Here is a 21128-nt window from a genome sequence, read left to right on the forward strand (position 1 = left end):
GGCGGCTGTTTGCCATGCCGCGGCCGGTTTGTCAGGGATAGCCGACCAGGACCTCGACTCGCCGGCTCTCGATCGAGGACATCTCGAACGGCACCGGACCGCGGCCGGATACATTGATGCGGCCGCGCGGCACGCCGCGCGCCACCAGCGCCGCCGCCACCGCTTCCGCCCGCTGCGCCGACAGCACCTGGTTGTGCGCCACGCCGCCGGCCGGGCCGGCATAGCCGCGCACCTGTACCGGCACCTCCGGATGCCGCCGCGCCAGCCGCGCCGCATTGGCCAGCACCGCCGTCGCCGCCTCGCCCAACTCGGCGCTCTCGCCCTCAAAGAACACGACGCGCGGCGGCTGCCCGACCAACTCGGCCGGATCGGCGGCACAGGCGGCGAGGAAGGCGACCGGCAGGGTCAAGGCAAGGGCGCGGCGACGCATGGTGCGGGACTCCGGGGCGAAACAGGTCGCATAGGTCGCGCGCCTGATCCTGCCCCGTCAATCGGCTTCGCGCCGCTTCCTGGTCAAGCCTCAGAGCCCGTTAAGCTTTGTCGCCCATCCTGCGCCCGTGTCCTCCCTCACCCCGACCCTCCCGGACCCGCGTGGCTTCGACCCCGTCCGGTTTCCCGGCACACCTGAAGGGGTGGCCTGGCCCCCCTCCCACTTCATCTTCGAATCCTCCTGGCTGCGCGAGCCGGGCCTGGCCTTTGAGCGGGATCCGAATGGCGGCATCGGCCTGGTCCGGTCCTTCGCCCATTTGCGCATGCTGGTGGATGTCGAGACCGCCCACCTGCTGCTGGACATCCCGCCCGGCACGCATGATTTCCGCCTGCTGCGCCTGGTGCCTGCCGCGCTGCGCTGCGTCGGGCAGATCGCCCCCGGAGACCCGGTGCCCGGCCCGCTGCTGGACGAGGATCCCGAGCCGATCGAGGACCATCACCTCTATGCCGCGACCAGCGAACTCGTGGCCCGCCTGGCTGCGACGGCCGGCGAGGAAGGGGAGGCGCTGGCGGCGGCAATGCGGCGCCGCCCGCCCGGCCCGGACATGTTCGAATCGGCCATCGCCCACTGCATCACCGCCGATGGCCTGCCGATGGCCACCATCGCACCGCTGGCCCGCCGGCTGCAATTGCTGGCCAATGCCCATGCCCGTGTCCTGGCCGCCGCCGCGGCCCAGCCCGACTACGCGGCGATGGAACGCATGATCCGCCGCACCCGCGACTCGCTCAACAACGACCGCCGCTGGGTGGGCGATCTGCTGACGCGGGCGATGGACGGGCTCATCCCGCTGATCGCCCGCCCCGGCCGCACCGCCACCGCGCTGCTGCGCCATGCGGAGGAGGCGATGCGCCGCCCGCTGCCGCTGGAGGCGCCCACCCGCCTGATCCGCGAACAGCACGCCCTGCGAGACCGGCTGCTGGACCTCGCCGTGTTCTGGCACCGCCTGGCTGCCGCCTGGCTCGCGGTGGACCCGACCACCACGGACCGGCGGGAGATCGAGTCCCTGTCCCGCAACGCCCTGCGCCGCCTGGCGCTGGAGCCGCTGTACCGCAAGCCGGAGGAGTAGCCCTACTCCTCCACGTCCAGCGCATAGCCGGCGGAGCGCACGGTGCGGATGATGTCCGCCTCCTCCTCCCCGTTCACCGCCTTGCGCAGCCGCCGGATGTGCACGTCCACGGTGCGGGGCTCGACATGGATGTCCCGCCCCCACACCGCATCCAGCAATTGTTCCCGCGTGAAGACACGACCGGGGTGCTGCAGGAAGAATTCCAGCAGCCGGTATTCCGTCGGCCCCAGGTGCAGCGACCGCGCGCCGCGCGTCACCCGATGCGCGTCCTGGTCCATCACCAGGTCCCGGTAGCTCAGGCGCCCCTTCACCGGCACGCTGCCGGATCGCCGCAGCAGGGCCCGGATGCGCGCCATCAGCGCATCCATGACGAAGGGCTTCGAGATGTAGTCGTCCGCCCCGGTATCCAGCGCCCGCACCGCGTCCTGGTCCTCGGTCCGCGCCGTCACCATGATGATGGGCAGGTCGCGGGTGTTCGGCCGCCGGCGGATCTGCCGGCAGACCTCCAGCCCCGACAGCGCCGGCAGCATCCAGTCGAGCAGGATCAGGTCGGGCCGACCCTCGGCCACCCGCATCAGCGCCTCCTGCCCGTCCGTCGCTTCCTCCACCCGGAAGCCCTGCTTTTCCAGATTGTAGCGCAGCAGCGTCAGCAGCGGCGCCTCGTCCTCGACCACCAGGATGGTCGGCTTGGCCAGGCTGCCCAGGGCATCCGGCATGGTCGCATCCCCTCCGTTATTCCGGTGGCCGGACCACGGCATAGGCGGAGCTGTCCGCCTTCGGCCGCTCATCCGGCAGGCTGTCGCCGCGCACGGCGTAGTGCACGGTCTCGGCGATGTTCGTCGCGTGGTCGCCGATGCGTTCCAGGTTCTTGGCGATGAACAGCAGATGCGTCGCCGCGGTGATGTTGCGCGGGTCCTCCATCATGAAGGTCAGCATCTCGCGGAAGATGCCGTTGTAGACATCGTCCACCGGCTCGTCATTGCCCCAGACCCGCGCCGCGGCCTCGGCATCGTCGTTCACCAGCGCGTCGATCGCGGCCTTCAGGTTCTCCTGCACCAGGCGCGCCATGCGCTGGAAGCCGTTCAGGCTGCCGAGCGCCGGCTGCTGCGCCACCACCACGCTGCGCTTGGCGGCGTTGCGCGCATAATCGCCGATGCGCTCCAGGTTGTGCGCCACCTTCATGGCGGCCACGATGAAGCGCAGGTCGATCGCCATCGGCTGGCGCGTCGCCAGGATGCGGATGCAGAACGCCTCGATTTCGCGTTCCAGCTGATCCAGCGCCGCGTCGCGCCCGATCACCTCCGCCGCCAGCGTGGCATCGCGCCGGGTCAGCGCCACGGTCGCATCGTTCACCTGCCGCTCCGCCAGCCCGCCCATGCGCGCCAGCATGTCCCGCACGCGCCGAAGCTGCTCGTCATAGGACCGCACGATGTGGTCGGATTGCGCTTCCATCGGCATCTGCCTGCTCCTCAGCCGAACCGGCCGGTGATGTATTCCTGCGTGCGGCGTTCGCGCGGCGCGGTGAACAGCTGCGCCGCTGGCGCGACCTCCACCAGCTCGCCCAGGTAGAAGAAGGCCACCTGGTCGGCGCAGCGCGCCGCCTGCTGCATGTTGTGGGTGACGATGCAGATGGTGAAGTCGCGCTTCAATTCGTCGATCAGCTCCTCGATCTTCAGCGTGCTGATCGGGTCGAGCGCGCTGGTCGGCTCGTCGAACAGCATCACCTCCGGCCGCACCGCGATGGACCGCGCGATGCACAGCCGCTGCTGCTGCCCACCCGACAACCCCATGGCGGAGGATTGCAGCCGGTCCTTCACCTCGCCCCAGATGGCCGCGCGCGTCAGCGCCCATTCCACCCGGTCGTCCATCTCGGACTTCGAGAGCTTCTCATGCAGCCGGATGCCGAAGGCGATGTTCTCGTAGATGGTCATCGGGAACGGCGTCGGCTTCTGGAACACCATGCCGATCTTGGAGCGCAGTTCGTTCAGGTCGACATCGGCATCGAGCATGTTGCGCCCGTCCATCATCACCTGGCCTTCCGCGCGCTGGCCCGGATACAGGCTGTACATCCGGTTCAGCACCCGCAGCAGCGTGGACTTGCCGCAGCCGGAGGGCCCGATCATGCCCGTCACCTGCCGGTCCGGCAGGTCCAGGTCGATGCCCTTCAGCGCCTTGTTGGTCCCGTAGTAGAAATCCAGGTTGCGCACCGAGATCCGCGCCTGGACGTTGAGCGCCTCGGCGGAACGCGCCTGCATGCCGCCGAAGCCGGAGGTGGTGGCCGGCGCCCGCTCAGTGGTGGAGTCCATCGACCCGTCCCTTCTGCGTCAGTTCCGCCCGCGCAGCACGGCGCGGGCGATGATGTTGATGGCGAGCACGCCCAGCGTCACCAGCAGCGCGCCGGCCCAGGCGATCTCGATCAGGTCCGGGAAGCCGCTGTTGGCCTGCTGGTAGATGGCGATCGGCAGGCTGGCCATGGCGCTCGACAGGTCGAGGCTGGTCACGTTGTTGCCGAAGCTGGTCAGCAGCAGCGGCGCGGTCTCCCCGGCGATGCGCGCCACCGCCAGCAGGATGCCCGTCAGGATTCCGGACGCCGCCGCCTTGTAGCAGACCAGCGTGATCATCTTCCACTTCGGCGCGCCAAGGCCGATCACAGCCTCGCGCAGCGTGTTCGGGATCAGTTGCAGCATGTCCTCCGTCGTCCTGACGACGACGGGGATGACGATGATGGCCAGCGCCAGCGCGCCGGCGATGCCGGAGAAGGCGCCCATCGGCAGCACGACAAGCTGGTAGATGAACAGCCCGATCAGGATCGACGGCGCCGAGAGCAGCACGTCCGAGACGAAGCGCACCGCATTGCCGAAGGCCGACCCCCGCGCATATTCCGCCAGGTAGGTGCCCACCAGCAGCCCGACCGGCGTGCCGATGGCGGTGCCGATGGCGGTCTGGATCAGGCTGCCGATGATGGCATGCCGCAGCCCGCCCGGCTCCGCCGTATCCTCGCCGTAGCTGGTCGGCCGGAATTCCGAGGTCAGCGTGGTCCAGTCGAGCGCCGCCAGGCCGCGCCACAGCAGCGTTCCCATGATCGAGGCCAGGAAGAACAGCCCCGCCACCGTCGCCAGCAGGCAGAGCCACTTCACCGCCGCGTCGACCAGCCTGCGGCGGCGCCCCAGCGCCCGGGCCGCCGCCTCGTTCCGCGCCCGCGCCAGCGGCGGCATCATCGTCGTGCTCATGGCGTCAGGCCTTCAGCCGGGACCGCAGCAACCAGCGCGACAGCGCCAGCACCAGGAAGGAGATCACGAACAGCAGGAAGCCCAGCGCGAACAGCGCCGACTGCTTCATGCTGCCGGACAGGCTCTCGGGAAACTCCATCGCGATGACGGAGGCGATCGTGGTCGCCGGGTCGAAGACGCTCTGCGGCATGCGGTTAGCGTTGCCGATGACGAAGGTCACCGCCATCGTCTCCCCCAGCGCTCGGCCCAGCCCCAGCATGATGCCGCCCACGACGGAGATGCGCGTGTAGGGCAGCACCACGCCGCGCACCACTTCCCACCGCGTCGCACCCAGCCCGTAGGCGCTTTCCTTGAAAACCGGTGGCACCTGCAGGAACACGTCGCGCATGGTCGCCGCGATGAAGGGCAGGATCATGATGGCGAGCACCAGCGCCGCGGTGAACAGCGACGTGCCGGCGAAGGAGCGGCTCTCGAAGATGAAGCCGACCAGCGGGATGGCTTCCAGATACTCGCCGAAGGCGATCTGGATGTGCATCTGCACGAAGGGCACCACCACGAACAGGCCCCACATGCCGTAGATGATGGAGGGTACCGCCGCCAGCAGCTCGATCGCCGTTCCCACCGGTCGCCGCAGCCATTCCGGCGCAAGCTCGGTCAGGAAGAACGATATTCCGAAGGCGACCGGCACCGCGAAGATGATGGCCAGCACGGCGCTGACCACGGTTCCGAAGATGGACACCAGGGCGCCGTATTCCTCCCGGTGGTCCTCCACCGGGTTCCAGGCATCGCTGGTGATGAAGGCCGGGCCGTAATGCAGGAAGGCCGGCAGCCCGCCCAGGAACAGCGTCAGGATGATGCCGCCCAGCACCAGCAGCACCAGCACGCCGGCGCCGGTGCATAGGCCGGCGAAAAGCCGGTCGCCGAGCCTGCCGGTGCGCCGGCGGGTGCCGCCCGTGGGAAGGGCCGGCCCATGGGCCGTCAGGGTTTGCTGCAAGGCGGGGCTTCCCGGGTGGTGCTCAGGCCATCATGACAGAAGTCGCGCCGGACGCGCGAGGCGTCCGGCACCAGGCAGCCTCAGCTTACCGGCCAGAGCGACTGGCCGTTCGGACCCTTGACGTTCGCGGCCCAGGCGGTGCGGATCGCATCATGTGCGCCGGTCGGCAGCGGGATGTATTCCAGCCGCGTCGCCGCCTCGCTGCCGTTCTTGAACGCCCAGTCGAAGAAGCGCATCGCGTTCTGGCTGCCGGCCACCTTGTCCGCCGGAGGATCCGTCGGCAGCAGGATGTAGGTGGGCGAGGTGATCGGCCACACGGTCGCGCCGGCCAGGTCGATCGTGTCGGCCTGGAAGTTCGGCACGTTCCAATCCGCCGCGGCCGCCGTCGCGATGAAGGCCGGCGATTCGGCCCGGACGAAGTTGCCGGACTTGTTGCGGATCTGCGTCGTCGGCATGCGGTTCACCACCGCGTAGGCGTTCTCGATGTAGCCGATGGTGCCGGGGCTGTTGCGGATGATGTTGGACACACCCTCGTTGCCCCGCGCCCCATTGCCGACCGGCCAGCGGACGGAGGTGCCGGCGCCCGGGCCGTTCTTCCATTCCTCGCTGACGCGGGACAGGTAGGTCGTCCACACCCAGGTCGTGCCCGAGCCATCGGCGCGGTAGGCCACGCTCAGCGGCATGTTCGGGATGGTCACGTCGCGGTTCAGCTCGACGATCTTCGGGTCGCGCCAGCGGGTGATCTTGCCCAGGAAGATGTCGGCGATCACCTCAGGCGTCAGCTTCAGCGCCTGGTCGGCGACGCCCGGCAAGTTTGCCGACAGCACGACGGAGCCCATCACGGTCGGGAACTGCAGCAGCTTGCGCTCGGTCAGCTGTTCCTGCGTCAGCGGCGCGTCGGAGGCGCCGAAATCGACGGTGCGTGCCGTGATCTGGTTGATGCCGCCGCCCGAGCCGATCGACTGGTAGTTCAACTGCGCCACGCCGGCGTCGCGCGCCTGGGCGGACCACCGCTCATACAGCGGACGCGGGAAGGTGGCGCCGGCGCCGGTGACCGTCGCCGGCTGTGCGAAGGCGTGGCGTGCTGGGATGATCCCGGCCCCGAGCGCCGCGCCGGTGCCAAGCAGAAGGGTGCGCCTGTTCACTGTGTCTCTCCGGTCCTGTTCCAGCGGGGGTGGCCGGAAGCCGCGATCCCCGTGGCGCGCCTTCTAGGCGCGGCAGGCGACCGCCTGATTGCAGTTCGATGAAGCTTCGATGACACCCACCCCCACAACCATTGCGTGTTGTCTACAAGCCGTCCGCACCTCAGCCCAGCCGCACGCTGAAATTCACCCGATTGCCGCCCTCCGGCAGGGGCAGGTACCGCAGCCCAGATGTCATCTTCCGCACCAACCCCAATCCAAGGCCGCCGACCCGATCGCCCTCCAGCCGCGGCGCCGCCGCCTCCCGCGCCCGGGTCGGATCGAAGGGCCCCGCCGCATCCTCCAGCACCGCGGTCAGGCTGCCCGGCCGCCAGGCCACCTCCAGCCGCGCCGGCACCGGGCCCGCCGGCCAGGCCGCGTGCTCGACCAGGTTTGCGACCAACTCCTCCACAACCAGCCGCAGCCGCAGCGCCGCCGGCCGCGGCACGCCCGCCGCCGCCGCCCAGTCCTCCAGCGCATCCTGCGCCGCGGCCAGGCCTTGCAGGTCGATCGGGATCTCGATCTGGAAGAAGGTCAGGGCAGCAGCGCCCGCGCCTCGGCTTCGGTCGCCACCAGCGGCAGCACCTCCTCCAGCGCCATCGCGTCCATCACCTCCGCCACCATCGGCTGCGCGCCGAACAGCACGACCCGCCCGCCCCGCCGCGCCACCACCCGCGCCGAGGCCAGCAGCAACCGGATGCCGAGGGAGGACAGGAACTCCAGCCCCGTCAGGTCGAGCACCGCGCTGCGCCCCGATGCGGCGACGGCGGCGGTGAACCGCGTCTCCACCGCCGCGGCGCCGGCCGCGTCCAGCCGGCCCAGCATCACCACCTTGTTGACCGAGGGCGAGATCTCCACCACGTCGAACTGCACCAGCCGTCTCCATCAAGCCCAGCCGCGATGATCTAGCGGCGCCACCGCCGGCACGGCGTGACAGTTTGCTGACAGCGACCGCCGCTGCCAGCATCCCCGGCAACGAAAGCCGGAGGAACCCCATGCTCGACCCCGCACCCGAAGCCCCGCTGCCCTCCCCCGCCGCCAGGCTTCGCGCGGTACTGGATGCGCCCGGCATCGCCGTGGTCCCCGGCTGCCATGATGCGCTCGGCGCCCGGCTGATCGCCCGCGCCGGGCTGCCGGTCGCCTTCCTGTCCGGCTACGCCGTCAGCGCCGCCCGCCTCGGCCTGCCGGATGCCGGTCTTATCTCGTACCGGGAGATGCTGGATGCCGGCCGGGAGGTCTGCGCCGCCACCACGCTGCCCATCATAGGCGACGCCGACACAGGCTTCGGCAACCCGGTGAACGTCCGCCGCACCGTCGCCGGCTACCACCAGGCCGGCTTCGCCTGCGTGATGATCGAGGACCAGGTCTTCCCCAAGCGCTGCGGCTTTGCCCAGGGGCTCGAAGTCGCGCCGCGCGCCGAAGCCCTGCTGCGCCTGCGCGCCGCGCTCGACGCCCGCGATGCCATCCGCCGCGCCGGCGGCGACCTGCTGGTGATCGGCCGCACCGACAGCCGCGCCGCCGTGGGGCTGGAGGAGGCGCTGTGGCGCGCCGAGGCCTTCTGCGACCTCGGCGCCGACATCGTCTATTTCGAGGCTCCCCAATCCACGGCCGAGATGGCGGCGCTGCACCGCGTCACCGGCGCCACGCCGACCATGCTGGCACAGGTGGAAAAGCCTGGCCGCCCCTTCCTGGCGCCGGCCGAGGCGGAGGCGATCGGCTACCGCATCCTGCTGCTCGGCATCACCCTGCTGAACGCGACGATCCGCGCCCAGCAGGACGCGCTGGCGCTGATCGCGCAGGGCACGCATCCCGGCCCGGACCGGCTGCTGCCGTTCGACGAGCTGTACGACCGCGTCGGCTTCAACGCCTACTACGACATGGAAGGGCGCTACGCCGCGCAACCGGACTGACGGCCCCTTCAACACGCAACGATGATTGGCATGGCGTGCTGGCCCAGGCAGGATCGCCCCAGGTCCAACGCATCGGCAGTGCGAGGGAGGCATGGCGGAGCCGGCTCCGGGACGATCCTGGTGGACGACCCTTCCGGGCATCCTGACCGGCGTGGCCGCGCTGCTGACCGCCGTGACCGGCCTGCTCGCCGTACTGCTGCCCCTGCTTCAAGGCCGTGCCGAGCCCCGGGGCAATACCGTGGTGACGCCCGCGGTCTCTCCGCCACGCCCTGCGCGGCCGGCAGAGGTTCCGGTGCCGACCCGGCCCGCGATCCCCACGACGCCACCCCCGGCACCCGCCACGGCCGGCGTCCCGGTCGCCATCGCCGACGCGTCCTTCGAGGTCCTGACGGTGGACAGCCACGCCCGTCGCGGCGGCCTGCGGGACATCCGCGTCACCTTCCGCGCCACCGCGGGAGCGACCAGGCTAGAACTCGCCCGCAGCAATGTCCGCATCCTGACACCCGGCCAGGTTCATCAGCCGGTCGAGGGCTTTGCCCTGACGACCCTGCCAGCGGGGGCCAGCCGCCAGTTCTGGGTACGCTTCGAAATCAGGGAGCCCATCCTCAACCCCATCCTGAGCCTGACAGACGACATGTCCGCGCCCCGGGGGGAAGCCCGCATGCCGATCGGGCCGCAGGTCGCGGCGCGGCCAGATGCGCGCGCGGATGGCCCGCCGCCCCTTGTCCTGGGCCAGGTGCAGGACATCGCCGGCGCCGCCTTCGAGGTTCTGGACGTCCAGAACGACGCCCTGCACGGCGACCTGCGCGAAATCCGGGTGACCTTCCGCGTCACCGCCCGCGAGACCCGGATTGAACTGGCCCGCAGCAACGTCCGCATCCTGACACCCGGCCGGATCCACACACCCATCGAGGGCTTCGCCCTGACGAACGTGCCACCCGGCGCAACCCGTCAGCTGTGGGCCCGCTTCGAGATCCCCGGGCCGCTCCTCGACCCGGTCCTGAGTCTGACGGACGACATGTCGGCCCCACGTGGCGAGATGGGCGGCGCCCTTTAGCCAAGCCGCCTCAATCCGCGGTGGCGCCCGAGCTTCGGATCACCCCGGCCCATACCTCCGCTTGCGCCCGCACGAATGCCTGCGCCGCCTCCCCGGACAGGCCCGGATCGGTCAGGGACAATGCCGCCAGCCGCGCCTTCAGGTCCGGCGCCGCCATCGCCTTCGGCACCTGGTCCAGCAGCAGCCGCATCGCCTCCGGCGAGGTGCGTGCCGGGGCGAACAGGCCGAACCAGGTGCTCGCCTCGAAGCCGGGAAAGCCCTGCTCGGCCACCGTCGGCACATCCGGCAGCGTCGGGTCGCGCTGTGCGCCCGCCACCGCGATCGGCCGCACGCGGCCATCGCGGATCAGCGGCAGCGCCGGCGGCAGGCTGGTGCTGCCGATCGGCGCCTGGTTGCCCACCACCGCGGTCGCCGCCTGTGCCGGCCCGAAGGCCACCGGCGTCGCCTGCACGCCGGCCAGCGTGCGGAACAGCAGCTCCGCCCCCAGATGCGGCGTGGTGCCGGTGCCGGAATGCGCGTAGCCGATACCCGGATTGGCCCGGATATGCGCGATCAGCTCCGCCAGGTTCGTGGCGGGCACGGAGGGATGCACGAACAGCGCGTTCGGCGCCGTCGCCACCACCGCGACGGTGGCGAAATCCTCCAGCGTGTAGCCGGCATTGCGATACAGGTTCGGGTTCACGCAGATCGCCGTCGAGTGCATCAGCAGCGTGTGCCCGTCATTCGCCGCCTTCACCGCGAGCGTGCCGAGGTTGCCGCCGGCGCCCGCCCGGTTCTCGACCACCACGGCATGGCCGGTCTGCTCGGTGAACTTCTGGCCGAGCGCGCGCGCCACCACATCGGTCGAGCTGCCAGGCGGGAACGCCACCAGGATGCGGATGCTGCGTTCCGGCCAGGCCGCCAGCGCGATGCGCGGTGCCGCCAGCAATCCCACGGCGCCGGCCATCGCCGCGCGCCGCCCCATCCCGATGCTTCGCATTCTTTTTGTTCCTCCCCAATCCGGCCGGCCCGTTGCCGCCAGCCCGTGTCAGAAGGCCGGATCATCCGCGATGCTGTTGCGCAGCACGCCGATGCCCTCCACCTCGACCTCCATGGTCATACCCGGTGCGAGGAACAGCGGCGGCTTGCGCGCATAGCCGACGCCGGACGGCGTGCCGGTGGCGATCACGTCGCCCGGCTCCAGCGTCATCACCTCGGACAGGATCGCGATGCAGCGCGCCACCGAAAAGATCATGTCGCCCGTCGTGCTGTCCTGCACCGTCTGGCCATCGACGCGCGCGGTGATGCGCAGCGGTGCTGCACCCGGCGGCAGCTCGTCAGCCGTCACGATCTCCGGCCCGAAGGACCCCGTGCGGTCGAAGTTCTTGCCCATGGTCCATTGCGTCGACTTGCGCTGGTAGTCGCGCACGGAGCCATCGTTGAACAGCGAATAGCCGGCGACGTAGTCCAGCGCCTCCGCTTCGCTGACCTTCCGCGCCGTGCGGCCGACGATGATCGCCAGCTCCGCCTCGTAGTCCAGCTTCTCGGACGCCCCCTTCGGCCGCAGCATCGGCTCGCCCGGCCCGGTGAGGGAGGTCTGCACGCGCAGGAACACCGCCGGATAATCCGGGATCGGGTTGCCGCCTTCCTTGGCGTGCAGGGCGTAGTTCAACCCGATGCACACCACCTTGCCCGGCCGCGCGATCGGCATCAGCAGCTTGAGGCCGGACAGCGCCCGATGCGTGGCAGCCGGTGCCGCCTTGGCCGCATCCTGCAGCCGCGCCAGCATCTCCGGCCCGCCTTGCAGCACCGCCAGCGCGTCATCCGGAAAGCCCGACAGCGCCGAGACCGGTACGACCTGATCCCCAAACCGCACGCCGAGCGCCACGCGCCCCGCATCCGCAAAACTCAGCAACCGCATTCTGCTCATTCCCGACAAAGCTGGCGTGCGAATACTTTTGTCGATAAACCTTTCCCGTGCAAGAGAACTCCGAAAACACCCTCGCCACCCTGGTGCATCGCCGCCTGCGCGCCGACCTGCTGCGCGGCGTCCTGCCGCCCGGGTCCAAGCTCAAGGTCCAGGCGCTCGCCGCCAGCTACGGCGCCGGCCCCTCCCCGGTGCGGGAGGCGCTGGCCTCGCTGGCCGCCGAGGGCCTGGTCGAGCGTCTGGACCAGCGCGGCTTCCGCGCCGCCGCCGCCACGGTCGCGGATTTCGACGAGCTGGTGCGGGCCCGCTGCTGGCTGGAGGAAGTGGTGCTGCGCGAAAGCCTCGCCGCCGGCGACACGGCGTGGGAGGAAGCGCTGGTCCTCGCCCACTGGCGCCTGAAGCGGCTGGAGCGTGCCGACCCGGCCTGGGAGTCGGCCCATGCCGGCTTCCACCAGGCCCTGCTCGCCGCCTGCCCCTCCACCACCTTGCAGGCCAGTGCCGAGACGCTGCGCGAGCGCGCCGAGCGCTACCGGGCGCTCGCCCGCCGGATCGCCTACCCTGGCCGCGACGTCGCCGCCGAGCACGCCGCCATCGCCGATGCGGCGCTCGCCCGCGATGCCGGTCGCGCCATCCCGCTGCTGCAATCCCACTATCGCAGCACGGCGGCCTTCGTGCGGGAGGCGCTGGCGGCGCGAAGCTGACGCCGTTCCGCCTTCAGTTCAGGAACGGATTGCGCGCCCGCGCCGGCGCCTGTGCCGGTCCGTAGTGCCGCGCCAGGTAGTCCACGATGGTGTCGCGGAACTCGCCCTCCAGCGGGTTCATCCCGTGCCGCTCCGTCATCCAGTCCATCAGCCCGTCCCATTGCGGGCGGGTGAAGCGGCTGCGGCGGATCAGCGCGGTATTGTGGCAGGCGGTGCAGTAGCCGAAGGTCTCGGAGCGTCCTTCGCCCTCGGCCAGCACCGTCTCCTCCTCAGCCGTCTGCTCGATGGCCCGCGCCTGGTCGGCCTGCCGCGCCGCATCCGCCTGCGCGAAGGCGGGCGCGATGAAGGCCAGCCACAACGCGGCCGCACGAAGCCACATCATCCGACGAGGATGGCCGCGCGGCTGATCGGATTGCCGCCATAGCCCTGCGGATTCCAGTTGGCCGCCTGGTGCGGCTGCATCCGCCCCTCGCTGTCGGTCGCCCGGTACCAGACCTCGTAGTAGCCATCGGAGGGCAGCGCCACGCGCCCGGTCCAGCGCTGCCAGGCATGGGCATTGGCCGGCGCCGCAACCTGCATCTCGGTCCAGGTCGCGCCGAAATCGACGCTCGCATGCACCGCCCGCACCGTCTGGTCCCCGGCCCAGGCCGCGCCGCGCAGATCGAGGCTGCGCGTCCCGGCCGGTAGCCGCGAGCCGTGCGCGTGCGAGGACAGGATGGACCGCACCGGCATGCTGGTCATGTCGACGAAATCCGCGCCGTTGTTGCTGCTGCCCGGCACGATCGGCCGCACCGGCACGCGGTAGCTGGTGCCGCCCATCCCGGGTCCGTCATGCGGCTTGTCGCGCACCCACACCCGCGTCAGCCATTTCTGGCTCAGGCTGCCCGGCCAGCCCGGCGTCACCAGCCGCGCCGGCGCGCCATGCAGATGCGGGATCGGCTGGCCGTTCAGGCGGAAGGCGATCAGCGTATCCTCCGCCATCGCCTTGTCGATCACCATGCCCCGCGCGATGGAAGGCCGTCCCGGCTCGCCGCTCAGATGCGGGTCGGCGCCGTAGTGCCCCGTCGCCACGGCCGAGGATTTCAGGCCCGCCGCGCGCAGCACGTCGCGCAGCCGCACGCCGGTCCATTCGCCGTTGCTGATGGCGCCGTTGCCCCATTGGTTGCCGCGGGTCTGCGGCGCGTAGAAGCTGCGCCCGTTGCCGCCGCATTCCAGCTGCAACTGCCGCGTCACCACCTCGAAGCGACTTTCCAGCTCGCCGACCGTCAGTTCCAGCGGCGTGTTCACCTCGCCGTCGATGGTGATCTTCCAGGCGCGCGGATCGGCCGGCACCTCCGGCACGCCGCCATTGTTGCGGACGAACATGTTCGCCGCCGAGGTTACCGGCTCATCGAGCAGCGTCTCCGGCGTCTCCGCATTCAGCGGCCGCTCGCCCTGGAGGATCAGTGGTCCCTTGCCCTCCATCCGCAGCACCGGTGTGTCCTGCGCCGCGGCCGGCCGCGCGAAGATCGCCGGCAACGTGCCGCCCGGCATCGAGCCCGCGAACGGAATGGCGGCGCCGACCGCGCCCCCCATCGTCGCCAGCGCCGCGCCCTTCAGCACGCCGCGCCGCCCGAAGGCCACGGCATCCGCCCGCTCCGGGTCGTCGCGGTACAGCTCCTGCACCGAACGTTCCAGCTTGCGCGCCATGGCTTTCTCCTCCGTTGGTTGCGGAGAGAATTGGCCATGCGCGCAAGGCTGGCAAGCCGCTGGAATCTACTCCGCCGCCATCGGCAGCGCTGGCTTGCCCCAGCCATACTTCGCATCCAGCCCGAGCGCCCGGACGATGCCGAGCCCCTTCGCCAGGTGGTCCGGCTTCAGCCCGGACAGCGGCCGGCGCAGATCGCCCGCCGGCAGGCCCACGGCCTTCATCAGCGACTTCACCGCCACCGGGTTGATGGCGCTGTAGGTGAAGTGCAGCAGCGGCAGCAGCCGTATGTACGTTTCGCGGAACACCACCGACTGTGATGGGTCCGCCCAGGGCGTCGACAGCAGTGCCATGCCCGCCGGGTCCAGATTCCCCGTCATGTTCGCCGTGCCGTGGCCGCCGAGCGACATGGTCGGCACCACAAGACCCAGGTTCGGGCTGTCGCAGCACATCACCGCCGCATCCGGATTGGCCGCCAGCACCTGCGCCACCTGGCCGACCCGCGTCGTGCTTTCCTTCAGCACCACCACGTTCGGGTGCTTCATCAGCCGCAGCAGATGGTCCCAATGCAGGTCGGTCTTCACCCGCGGCGGGTTGTTGTAGATGCCGATCGGCAATTCCACCGCATCGGCGCATTCGGCGAAGAACGCCTCGATGTCGTCCTCCGGCGCGCAGATATAGGCCGGCGCGGCCAGGATCGCGCCATCTGCGCCCGCCGCCTTGGCGTGCTTCAGATAGGCGATGGTCGCCGCCGTGCTGGTGCCGGTGCAGCCATAGAAGAACTTCATGCGGGACGCCGCGCCGGTCTTCATCGCCGCCGTCCGCTCCACGATCTCCCGCCGTTCCTCCGGCGACAGCATGGAAACCTCGCCGGTCGAGCCCATGATGAGCACGGCGGAGGTGCCGTTCGTCGCGTGCCAGTCCAGCAGCGTCCGGAAGCCGCCGAAATCGACGCTGCCATCCGCATTGAATGGGGTGATGAGGGCCACGAACGACCCCTCGATCCGCATCTTCGCCATCGCTGCTCTCCAACCTGATGCGCCGAGCCTAGCAACTTCCGGCCGCCGCTTGCTACCGCCCCTTCCGCAAACGTCCTGCCCGCGCAATTGTCGCGCCACCCTGCCAGGAGTCGCTCCATGCCCTCGCGCCGCACCCTGCTCCGTGCCTCCGCCCTGCTGCCGCTGGCAGCGCCCGGCCTGGTCCAGGCCCAGGCGCCCTGGCCATCCCGGCCCGTCACCATCGTCGTGCCCTTCCCGCCCGGCGGTTCCAACGACCTGCTGGCCCGCCCGGTGGCGCTGAAGCTGCAACAGGCGCTCGGCGGCCATCCGGTGGTGGTGGAAAACCGCGGCGGCGCCGGCGGCACCGTGGGCGCGCAGATGGTCACCCGCGCGGCGCCGGACGGCCACACCCTGATGTGGGGCCATGTCGGCACACTGGCGGTGAACCCCTGGATCTACCCCAACATCCCCTACGACGTGCTGCGCGACTTCGCCCCGGTCGCGCTGGTGGCGACCCTGCCCTCCATCCTCACCATCCACCCCTCCCTCCCCGCCCGCACGCCAGCCGAGTTCATCGCCTATGCGAAGGCGAACCCGGGCGCGCTGGACTACGGATCCGCCGGCAACGGCGCCGCCTCCCACATCACCATGGCGGCCTTCTGCGACGCTGCGGGCATCGAGCTCACCCACATCCCCTACCGCGGCAACGGCCCGATGCTGGCGGACCTCATCGCCGGCCGTCTGAAGGCCAGCTTCGCCGGCGCGCCCGTGGTGCTGCCCTCGGTCCGCGACAACCGCCTGCTGGCCTTGGGCATGAGCGCGCTGACGCCCTCCCCCGCCTTGCCCGGCATCGCCCCGATTGCTCAGGCGCTGCCGGGGTTCGAGGTGGTGCAGTGGCACGGCCTCGTCGCCCCCGCCGCAACCCCGCCCGAGGTCGTCGCCCGTATCAACGCCGCCGTGAACGGCCTTCTCGGCGACGCCGATCTCGCCGCGCGCCTGACCCTGGAGGGCGCCGATGCCGCGCCACGCTCGCCGGAGGCCTTCCGAACCCTCATCGCCAGCGAGCTGGAGCGCTTCCGCGCCCTCATCACCCGCGCCGGCATCAAGGCTGACTGACCTTGCTGACCCTCACCGTCGCCTGCGCCCCCTATGACCGCACGCGCGCCTTATTCGATGGGCGCGTGAAGATCCCAGGCGTGCGCCTGGTACAGGTGCCGATTCATTCGGAGCAGAGCTTCCCGCGCGCCTTCGGCCGTGCCGAATTCGACGTGACGGAGCTTTCGCTGTCCTCGCACCTGCTGCAGGTGTCGCGTGGCGAGGCCGCCTACGTCGCCATTCCCGCCTTCGTCTCCCGCGCCTTCCGGCACGGCTGCATCTACCTGAGCCGCGACGCCGGCATCACCGAGGCGAAGCGGTTGGACGGCCGCCGCGTCGGCATCCCGGAATACCAGATGACGCTGGGGCTGTGGCTGCGCGGCATCCTGGCCGACGACCACGGCGTCGACGTCAACGGCATCAGCTGGCGCACCGCCGGCACCAACGCCGCCGGCCGTCGCGAGCGCCTGCCCCTGGAACTGCCCCCCGGAATGGACGTGCAGCCCCTGCCCGGCACGCTGAACGACGCGCTGCTGGCTGGCGAGATCGACGCCATCCTGTCCCCAACCGAGCCCGCGTCCTTCGCCGCCGGCGACGCCCGCATCACCCGCCTGTTCCCGGACCCGCGCGCCGCCGCCACCGCCTGGCACCGCCGCACCGGCTTCCACCCCATCATGCACCTGGTCGGCATCCGCCAGGACATCCTGGCGCGCGAGCCCGGTCTCGCCCGCCGCCTGTACGACGCCTTCCTGGAGTCAAAATTTCTGGCGCTGGCCGATATCGAGGCCGACCTCCGCCACTCCTCCCTGACCCGGATGGTGCCCTTCCACGCCGAGGAATGGGCCGCCACCAAGGCCCTGCTCGGCCCCGACCCCTGGACCTACGGGGTCGAGGCCAACCGCGCGGAGCTCGACGCCATCTGCCGCTGGTCCCACGCGCAGCATCTGTCGCGGCGGCGGCTGGCGGTGGAGGAGGTGTTCGCGCCGGATACCGTGAACAGCTGATCCGCTGCCGTCCCGCCGATCCCGCGCCTAGCCTTGCCCGCACCGGGTCGCAGACGCCCGGACGATGGGAAGGAACCGACCATGACGCCACGCCGGACTTGGCTGCGCGGCCTGCTCGCCGCCTGCACCGCCCTTGCTCTCCTCGCCACGCCCGCCCATGCACAGCACGCGCATGACGCGGCGGAGGTTCCACCGAACTTCCAGGTGGACCCGTTCTGGCCGAAGCCGCTGCCGAACAACTGGATCATCGGCGCCGTCGCCGGCGTCGCGGTCGACCGCCGCGACCATATCTGGATCATCCACCGCCCGGCCTCGCTGGCGCCGCGCCAGGTGCTCGCCGCCACCACCCCGCCGCAGACGCTGTGCTGCGTCGCCGCGCCACCGGTGCTGGTCTTCGACATGTCGGGCAACCTGGTCCGCGCCTGGGGCGGCCCGGCGCAGGGCTTTGAATGGCCGCAGAGCGAGCACGGCATCTACGTGGATGCGGAGGACAATGTCTGGCTCGCCGGAAACGGACCGCGCGACCACCAGATCCTGAAGTTCAGCCTCGACGGCCAGTTCCGCATGCAGATCGGCCGCGCCGGCGCCTCCAGCGGCAGCAACGACACGCAGAACCTGAACCGGCCGGCGGACACCGAGGTCGATGTCGTGGCCAACGAGATCTTCGTCGCCGACGGCTACGGCAACCGCCGCATCGTGGTCTTCGATACCGAGACCGGTGCCTACAAGCGGCACTGGGGCGCCTATGGCGAACGTCCGCACGACAACCCGATGCCCGCCTTCGACCCGGCTCAGCCGCCCTCCCGCAGCTTTGCGAATCCCGTGCACTGCGTGCGGCTGACGCGCGACAACCTGGTCTATGTCTGCGATCGCGTGAACAACCGCGTGCAGGTGTTCCGCCGCGATGGCACCTTCGTGCAGGAATTCTTCGTCGCCAGGGAAACCCGCCTGAACGGCGCCATCGCCGACCTCGTGCCCTCCCCGGACGCCGGCCAGCGGTATCTCTACAGCGTCGACAACACCAACAGCGTCGCCCGCGTGCTGCGCCGGCAGGATGGGGAGGTGCTGTCCACCTTCGGCCGCATGGGTCGCTACGCCGGGCAATTCATGGTGCCGCACAACGTCGCCGTGGACAGCCAGGGCAACCTGTACATCTCGGAAGTCGATACCGGCCAGCGCGTGCAGCGCTTCCGGCGGATGGACGCGCAGCGATAGGTTCTCGGAAGGCGGGCGGCGATCCTCTCGCCGCCCGTCGCTTCAGATGCGCCCCATCAGCAGCAGCACCACCACGATCAGCAGCACCACGCCCAGCACGCCGATCCCGCCGCCGCCGAAGCCGTAGCCCCGGCCGCCGAAGCGCCCGCTGAAGCCGCCAAGCAGAAGCACGACCAGCACGATGGCAAGGATCAATCCGATGGACATGTCACAGACTCCCGTAGGCAGTTCAGGCCAGGCGACGGTTCAGCGGGTCTCGACGCTGATGCTGCGTCCGCCGACGCTCAGCTCCACGGCATTGCTGTTCTGCTCCTGGTAGACCCAGAAGCCGAGGGCGCCCACGGCGACCAGCAGCACGCCAAGGACCGGATAAAGCAGGTTGCGGCTCATTCTCTTGCGTCCAATCTCGTCTCCCGCCGGCAGGCCTTGCCACCGAAGCGGTTGGGTACAGATCGCGCCAGCGTCACGAAAGTTCGCGCCGTTCCACACCGAAGCGAAATAAATTTTTTGGAGGTTGCCGGATGGCGCCGTGCCGCCGGCCCGCGCACCATGGGCCGATGCGCCCCGGCCGTTTCCTCGCCGCCATCGTGACGGCCCAGGTGCTGGCACAGATCGGCGCCTTCATCCTGCCCGCGCTGCTGCCCGGCTACATGGAGGCGTGGTCGCTGTCCGCCGCCGAGGCCGGCTGGCTGATCGGCGCCTTCTTCGCCGCCTATGTCCTGTCCGTGCCGGTGCTGGTCGGGCTGACGGACCGCGTCCCGGCGCGCCGCATCTACCTGGTCGGCGCCGCGCTGACCTGCGCCTCCCACCTCGGCTTCGCCCTTCTGGCGGAGGGGTTCTGGTCCGGCCTGCTGCTGCGCCTGCTGGCCGGCGCCGGCTGGGCGGGCTGCTACATGCCGGGGCTGAAGGTCATCGCCGATGGCCTGCAAGGCGCCGCGCAGTCTCGTGCCGTGTCCTGGCACGCGCTCGGCGTCGGCATCGCCGGCGCGCTGTCCTTCGCCGTCGCCGGCGCGCTGGATGCACTCGACGGACCGCAAGCCGCCTTCCTGTTCGGCGCCGCCGCGGCCGCCACCGCCGGGCTGATCGCGGGCTTCGCCATGCCGAGGACGGCACCGGCCGCCACGGGCAAGGCCGGCGCGCTGCTGGATTTCCGCCCGGTGCTGCGCAACCGTGCCGCCATGGCCTGGATCGCAGGCTACACGGTCCACACCTGGGAACTCGCCGCGCTGCGCGCCTGGGGCGTCACCTTCCTGGCCATGGTCATCGCCCGCAACGGCGCACCCGCTTGGCTGCCAGGCCCCACCGCGCTGTTCACCGCCGCGGGCCTGCTCGGCATCGCCGTCTCCATCCTGGGCAACGAGACGGCGCAGCGCATCGGCCGCGCCCGGCTGGTGGCGGCCGCGATGGGCAGCGCCGCGGTGCTGTCCCTGCTGGCGGGCGCCTCCGCCCTGGTCTCGGCGCCACTGGCAGCGGCTTGCGTCCTGCTGTGGAACGCCGCCATCTACCTCGACAGCGCCGCGCTGACCGCCGGCACGGTGCAGGCCGCCGGCGAGGGAAGGCGCGGCGCCACCATGGGGCTGCACAGCATGTGCGGCTATGCCGGCGGCTTCCTGGGTCCGCTCGGCGTCGGCCTGGCGCTGGACCTCGTCGGTCCCGGCGCGCTCGGCTGGGCGCTCGGCTTCGGGCACCTGGCGCTGGTCACGCTGGCCGGCCTGCTGGTGCTGCGCCGGCTCACCTGATCAGGCGCTGAGCCGCTCCATCGCCGCCGCATCCACCTCGAAATTCGCGAACACGGTCTGCACGTCGTCCTGGTCGTCCAGTGCGTCGAGCAACTTCAGCACCTCCCGCGCCCGGTCCTCGTCCAGGTCCACGGTCGCGGTCGGCCACCATTCCAGCTTCGCCGCCTCGGCCGTGCCGAACTTCGCCTCCAGCGCATCGCGCACGCTGGCGAAATCCTCCACGGCACAGGATACCTCGTGCCCGTCCTCGCCGCTCTCCACGTCGCCGGCCCCGGCCTCGATCGCCGCCTCCAGCATGGTGTCGGCATCCGCGGCGGCGGCCGGGTAGCGCAGCACGCCCTTGCGCTCGAACTGGAAGGCTACCGAATTGGTCTCGCCCAGCGCCCCGCCGCCCTTGGCGAAGATGGACCGCAGGTCGCCACCGGTGCGGTTGCGGTTGTCGGTCAGCGCCTCGACGATCACGGCGACGCCGTAGGGCCCGTAGCCCTCGTAGCGTACCTCGACGTAGTCCTCCCCCACCCCCGCCGTCGCGGCGCGCTTGATGGCGCGGTCGATGGTGTCGCGCGTCATGTTCGCGACAAGCGCGGCCTTCACCGCGGCGCGCAGCCGCGGGTTCATCGCCGGGTCGGGCAGCCCCTGCTTGGCGCTGACCGAGATCTCGCGGATCAGCTTGCCGAAGGCCTGCGCCTTCTTGGCCCCCTGCGCCGCCTTGCGGTGCATGATGTTCTTGGCGTGCGAATGGCCGGCCATCGCCCTGATCTCCGTCAATCCAGGGGGCTTCGCCCCGCCCGGTTCCGGCGTCGCTATACCGGCGAGGCCCCCGGCCCGGCAAATCGCACATCGCATGCAGTCGTC

Annotated in this window: 25 protein-coding genes; 8 read left to right on the forward strand and 17 right to left on the reverse strand. The window is 70.7% G+C overall.

What is annotated here, in order from left to right:
* Positions 1-31: 31 nt before the first annotated feature.
* Positions 32-430 carry an OmpA family protein gene (locus tag ACLF3G_RS02180; protein WP_430667671.1) on the reverse strand — a complete coding sequence of 133 codons (399 nt, stop codon included), beginning with the start codon at positions 428-430 and terminating at the stop codon, positions 32-34.
* 127 nt (positions 431-557) lie between these two features.
* Here ACLF3G_RS02180 and ACLF3G_RS02185 point away from each other — a divergent pair, with 127 nt between their 5' ends.
* Entirely contained in the window at positions 558-1556 is a 999-nt protein-coding gene (locus tag ACLF3G_RS02185) for a hypothetical protein (RefSeq protein ID WP_430667672.1), read from the forward strand.
* A gap of 2 nt (positions 1557-1558) precedes the next feature.
* Here ACLF3G_RS02185 and phoB read toward each other — a convergent pair whose 3' ends face one another.
* From phoB to ACLF3G_RS02225, 8 genes are all read right to left on the reverse strand, one after another.
* Entirely contained in the window at positions 1559-2272 is a 714-nt protein-coding gene (gene phoB / locus ACLF3G_RS02190; RefSeq protein WP_430667673.1) for a phosphate regulon transcriptional regulator PhoB, read from the reverse strand.
* A 16-nt stretch (positions 2273-2288) separates the two neighbouring features.
* Complete coding sequence (phoU, locus tag ACLF3G_RS02195) at positions 2289-3008, reverse strand: phosphate signaling complex protein PhoU (RefSeq protein WP_430668129.1); 720 nt, start codon at positions 3006-3008, stop codon at positions 2289-2291.
* Positions 3009-3025: 17 nt separating this feature from the next.
* Positions 3026-3811 (reverse strand): phosphate ABC transporter ATP-binding protein PstB, encoded by a 786-nt coding sequence (gene pstB, locus ACLF3G_RS02200; RefSeq protein WP_430668130.1) that lies wholly within the window; start codon positions 3809-3811, stop codon positions 3026-3028.
* Positions 3812-3880: 69 nt separating this feature from the next.
* Positions 3881-4786: a phosphate ABC transporter permease PstA gene (pstA, locus tag ACLF3G_RS02205; protein WP_430667674.1), complete on the reverse strand. Its 906-nt coding sequence runs from the start codon at positions 4784-4786 to the stop codon at positions 3881-3883.
* 4 nt (positions 4787-4790) lie between these two features.
* On the reverse strand, positions 4791-5780 hold the full coding sequence (gene pstC / locus ACLF3G_RS02210; RefSeq protein ID WP_430667675.1) for a phosphate ABC transporter permease subunit PstC: 990 nt from the start codon (positions 5778-5780) through the stop codon (positions 4791-4793).
* A gap of 80 nt (positions 5781-5860) precedes the next feature.
* On the reverse strand, positions 5861-6925 hold the full coding sequence (gene pstS, locus ACLF3G_RS02215; RefSeq protein WP_430667676.1) for a phosphate ABC transporter substrate-binding protein PstS: 1065 nt from the start codon (positions 6923-6925) through the stop codon (positions 5861-5863).
* A 160-nt stretch (positions 6926-7085) separates the two neighbouring features.
* The gene (locus tag ACLF3G_RS02220) at positions 7086-7499 is read right to left on the reverse strand and encodes an ATP-binding protein (RefSeq protein ID WP_430668131.1); all 414 of its coding nucleotides are present in this window, start codon (positions 7497-7499) and stop codon (positions 7086-7088) included.
* Positions 7496-7834, reverse strand: coding sequence for an STAS domain-containing protein (locus ACLF3G_RS02225; RefSeq protein WP_430667677.1), 339 nt, complete (start codon positions 7832-7834; stop codon positions 7496-7498). Before ACLF3G_RS02225 ends, ACLF3G_RS02220 begins: the two co-directional genes overlap by 4 nt.
* Positions 7835-7956: 122 nt before the next feature.
* Between ACLF3G_RS02225 and ACLF3G_RS02230 the strand changes: the two genes are divergently transcribed.
* Together ACLF3G_RS02230 and ACLF3G_RS02235 are read left to right on the forward strand one after the other, a co-directional pair.
* Complete coding sequence (locus ACLF3G_RS02230; RefSeq protein ID WP_430667678.1) at positions 7957-8871, forward strand: isocitrate lyase/PEP mutase family protein; 915 nt, start codon at positions 7957-7959, stop codon at positions 8869-8871.
* A gap of 91 nt (positions 8872-8962) precedes the next feature.
* Entirely contained in the window at positions 8963-9928 is a 966-nt protein-coding gene (locus ACLF3G_RS02235) for a hypothetical protein (protein WP_430667679.1), read from the forward strand.
* Between the two features lie 10 nt (positions 9929-9938).
* Here ACLF3G_RS02235 and ACLF3G_RS02240 read toward each other — a convergent pair whose 3' ends face one another.
* A complete protein-coding gene (locus tag ACLF3G_RS02240; RefSeq protein WP_430667680.1) occupies positions 9939-10907 on the reverse strand; it encodes a Bug family tripartite tricarboxylate transporter substrate binding protein in 969 nt (322 codons plus the stop codon).
* A gap of 48 nt (positions 10908-10955) precedes the next feature.
* Positions 10956-11828: a fumarylacetoacetate hydrolase family protein gene (locus ACLF3G_RS02245; protein WP_430667682.1), complete on the reverse strand. Its 873-nt coding sequence runs from the start codon at positions 11826-11828 to the stop codon at positions 10956-10958.
* Positions 11829-11884: 56 nt separating this feature from the next.
* On the opposite strand from ACLF3G_RS02245, the gene ACLF3G_RS02250 reads away from it, so the two are divergent.
* Positions 11885-12535: a GntR family transcriptional regulator gene (locus ACLF3G_RS02250; RefSeq protein ID WP_430667683.1), complete on the forward strand. Its 651-nt coding sequence runs from the start codon at positions 11885-11887 to the stop codon at positions 12533-12535.
* A 13-nt stretch (positions 12536-12548) separates the two neighbouring features.
* Here the strand turns inward: ACLF3G_RS02250 and ACLF3G_RS02255 are convergent, their stop codons facing one another.
* The 3 genes from ACLF3G_RS02255 to ACLF3G_RS02265 all read right to left on the reverse strand — a co-directional run bounded on the left by ACLF3G_RS02255 (position 12549) and on the right by ACLF3G_RS02265 (position 15241).
* Positions 12549-12917, reverse strand: coding sequence for a hypothetical protein (locus ACLF3G_RS02255; RefSeq protein ID WP_430667684.1), 369 nt, complete (start codon positions 12915-12917; stop codon positions 12549-12551).
* On the reverse strand, positions 12914-14224 hold the full coding sequence (locus tag ACLF3G_RS02260) for a sulfite oxidase (protein ID WP_430667685.1): 1311 nt from the start codon (positions 14222-14224) through the stop codon (positions 12914-12916). Before ACLF3G_RS02260 ends, ACLF3G_RS02255 begins: the two co-directional genes overlap by 4 nt.
* Before the next feature lie 66 nt (positions 14225-14290).
* Positions 14291-15241, reverse strand: coding sequence for a dihydrodipicolinate synthase family protein (locus tag ACLF3G_RS02265; RefSeq protein ID WP_430667686.1), 951 nt, complete (start codon positions 15239-15241; stop codon positions 14291-14293).
* A gap of 117 nt (positions 15242-15358) precedes the next feature.
* Here ACLF3G_RS02265 and ACLF3G_RS02270 point away from each other — a divergent pair, with 117 nt between their 5' ends.
* From ACLF3G_RS02270 to ACLF3G_RS02280, 3 genes are all read left to right on the forward strand, one after another.
* Positions 15359-16336, forward strand: coding sequence for a Bug family tripartite tricarboxylate transporter substrate binding protein (locus tag ACLF3G_RS02270; RefSeq protein ID WP_430667687.1), 978 nt, complete (start codon positions 15359-15361; stop codon positions 16334-16336).
* 2 nt (positions 16337-16338) lie between these two features.
* A complete protein-coding gene (locus ACLF3G_RS02275; RefSeq protein ID WP_430667688.1) occupies positions 16339-17319 on the forward strand; it encodes an ABC transporter substrate-binding protein in 981 nt (326 codons plus the stop codon).
* A gap of 81 nt (positions 17320-17400) precedes the next feature.
* Positions 17401-18534, forward strand: coding sequence for a hypothetical protein (locus ACLF3G_RS02280; protein WP_430667689.1), 1134 nt, complete (start codon positions 17401-17403; stop codon positions 18532-18534).
* A 42-nt stretch (positions 18535-18576) separates the two neighbouring features.
* Here ACLF3G_RS02280 and ACLF3G_RS02285 read toward each other — a convergent pair whose 3' ends face one another.
* Positions 18577-18741 carry a DUF3309 family protein gene (locus tag ACLF3G_RS02285; protein ID WP_430667690.1) on the reverse strand — a complete coding sequence of 55 codons (165 nt, stop codon included), beginning with the start codon at positions 18739-18741 and terminating at the stop codon, positions 18577-18579.
* A 39-nt stretch (positions 18742-18780) separates the two neighbouring features.
* Entirely contained in the window at positions 18781-18924 is a 144-nt protein-coding gene (locus ACLF3G_RS02290) for a hypothetical protein (RefSeq protein ID WP_430667691.1), read from the reverse strand.
* A 167-nt stretch (positions 18925-19091) separates the two neighbouring features.
* On the opposite strand from ACLF3G_RS02290, the gene ACLF3G_RS02295 reads away from it, so the two are divergent.
* Positions 19092-20273 carry an MFS transporter gene (locus ACLF3G_RS02295; protein WP_430667692.1) on the forward strand — a complete coding sequence of 394 codons (1182 nt, stop codon included), beginning with the start codon at positions 19092-19094 and terminating at the stop codon, positions 20271-20273.
* On the opposite strand, the gene ACLF3G_RS02300 is transcribed toward ACLF3G_RS02295, so the two are convergent.
* Entirely contained in the window at positions 20274-21023 is a 750-nt protein-coding gene (locus ACLF3G_RS02300; RefSeq protein ID WP_430667693.1) for a YebC/PmpR family DNA-binding transcriptional regulator, read from the reverse strand.
* Between the last annotated feature and the right edge of the window lie 105 nt (positions 21024-21128).

This window comes from Falsiroseomonas sp. HC035 (genome assembly GCF_050563525.1).
GTDB lineage: Bacteria > Pseudomonadota > Alphaproteobacteria > Acetobacterales > Acetobacteraceae > Falsiroseomonas.

Excerpts from the sequence above, each read along its gene's own strand:
- ACLF3G_RS02180 (WP_430667671.1), bottom strand. The coding sequence starts at position 430 with ATGCGTCGCCGCGCCCTTGCCTTGACCCTGCCGGTCGCCTTCCTCGCC.
- phoB (WP_430667673.1), bottom strand. The coding sequence starts at position 2,272 with ATGCCGGATGCCCTGGGCAGCCTGGCCAAGCCGACCATCCTGGTGGTC.
- phoU (WP_430668129.1), bottom strand. The coding sequence starts at position 3,008 with ATGGAAGCGCAATCCGACCACATCGTGCGGTCCTATGACGAGCAGCTT.
- pstB (WP_430668130.1), bottom strand. The coding sequence starts at position 3,811 with ATGCAGGCGCGTTCCGCCGAGGCGCTCAACGTCCAGGCGCGGATCTCG.
- pstA (WP_430667674.1), bottom strand. The coding sequence starts at position 4,786 with ATGAGCACGACGATGATGCCGCCGCTGGCGCGGGCGCGGAACGAGGCG.
- ACLF3G_RS02230 (WP_430667678.1), top strand. The coding sequence starts at position 7,957 with ATGCTCGACCCCGCACCCGAAGCCCCGCTGCCCTCCCCCGCCGCCAGG.
- ACLF3G_RS02235 (WP_430667679.1), top strand. The coding sequence starts at position 8,963 with ATGGCGGAGCCGGCTCCGGGACGATCCTGGTGGACGACCCTTCCGGGC.
- ACLF3G_RS02240 (WP_430667680.1), bottom strand. The coding sequence starts at position 10,907 with ATGCGAAGCATCGGGATGGGGCGGCGCGCGGCGATGGCCGGCGCCGTG.
- ACLF3G_RS02245 (WP_430667682.1), bottom strand. The coding sequence starts at position 11,828 with ATGCGGTTGCTGAGTTTTGCGGATGCGGGGCGCGTGGCGCTCGGCGTG.
- ACLF3G_RS02255 (WP_430667684.1), bottom strand. The coding sequence starts at position 12,917 with ATGATGTGGCTTCGTGCGGCCGCGTTGTGGCTGGCCTTCATCGCGCCC.
- ACLF3G_RS02260 (WP_430667685.1), bottom strand. The coding sequence starts at position 14,224 with ATGGCGCGCAAGCTGGAACGTTCGGTGCAGGAGCTGTACCGCGACGAC.
- ACLF3G_RS02265 (WP_430667686.1), bottom strand. The coding sequence starts at position 15,241 with ATGGCGAAGATGCGGATCGAGGGGTCGTTCGTGGCCCTCATCACCCCA.
- ACLF3G_RS02270 (WP_430667687.1), top strand. The coding sequence starts at position 15,359 with ATGCCCTCGCGCCGCACCCTGCTCCGTGCCTCCGCCCTGCTGCCGCTG.
- ACLF3G_RS02280 (WP_430667689.1), top strand. The coding sequence starts at position 17,401 with ATGACGCCACGCCGGACTTGGCTGCGCGGCCTGCTCGCCGCCTGCACC.
- ACLF3G_RS02285 (WP_430667690.1), bottom strand. The coding sequence starts at position 18,741 with ATGTCCATCGGATTGATCCTTGCCATCGTGCTGGTCGTGCTTCTGCTT.
- ACLF3G_RS02290 (WP_430667691.1), bottom strand. The coding sequence starts at position 18,924 with ATGAGCCGCAACCTGCTTTATCCGGTCCTTGGCGTGCTGCTGGTCGCC.
- ACLF3G_RS02295 (WP_430667692.1), top strand. The coding sequence starts at position 19,092 with ATGCGCCCCGGCCGTTTCCTCGCCGCCATCGTGACGGCCCAGGTGCTG.
- ACLF3G_RS02300 (WP_430667693.1), bottom strand. The coding sequence starts at position 21,023 with ATGGCCGGCCATTCGCACGCCAAGAACATCATGCACCGCAAGGCGGCG.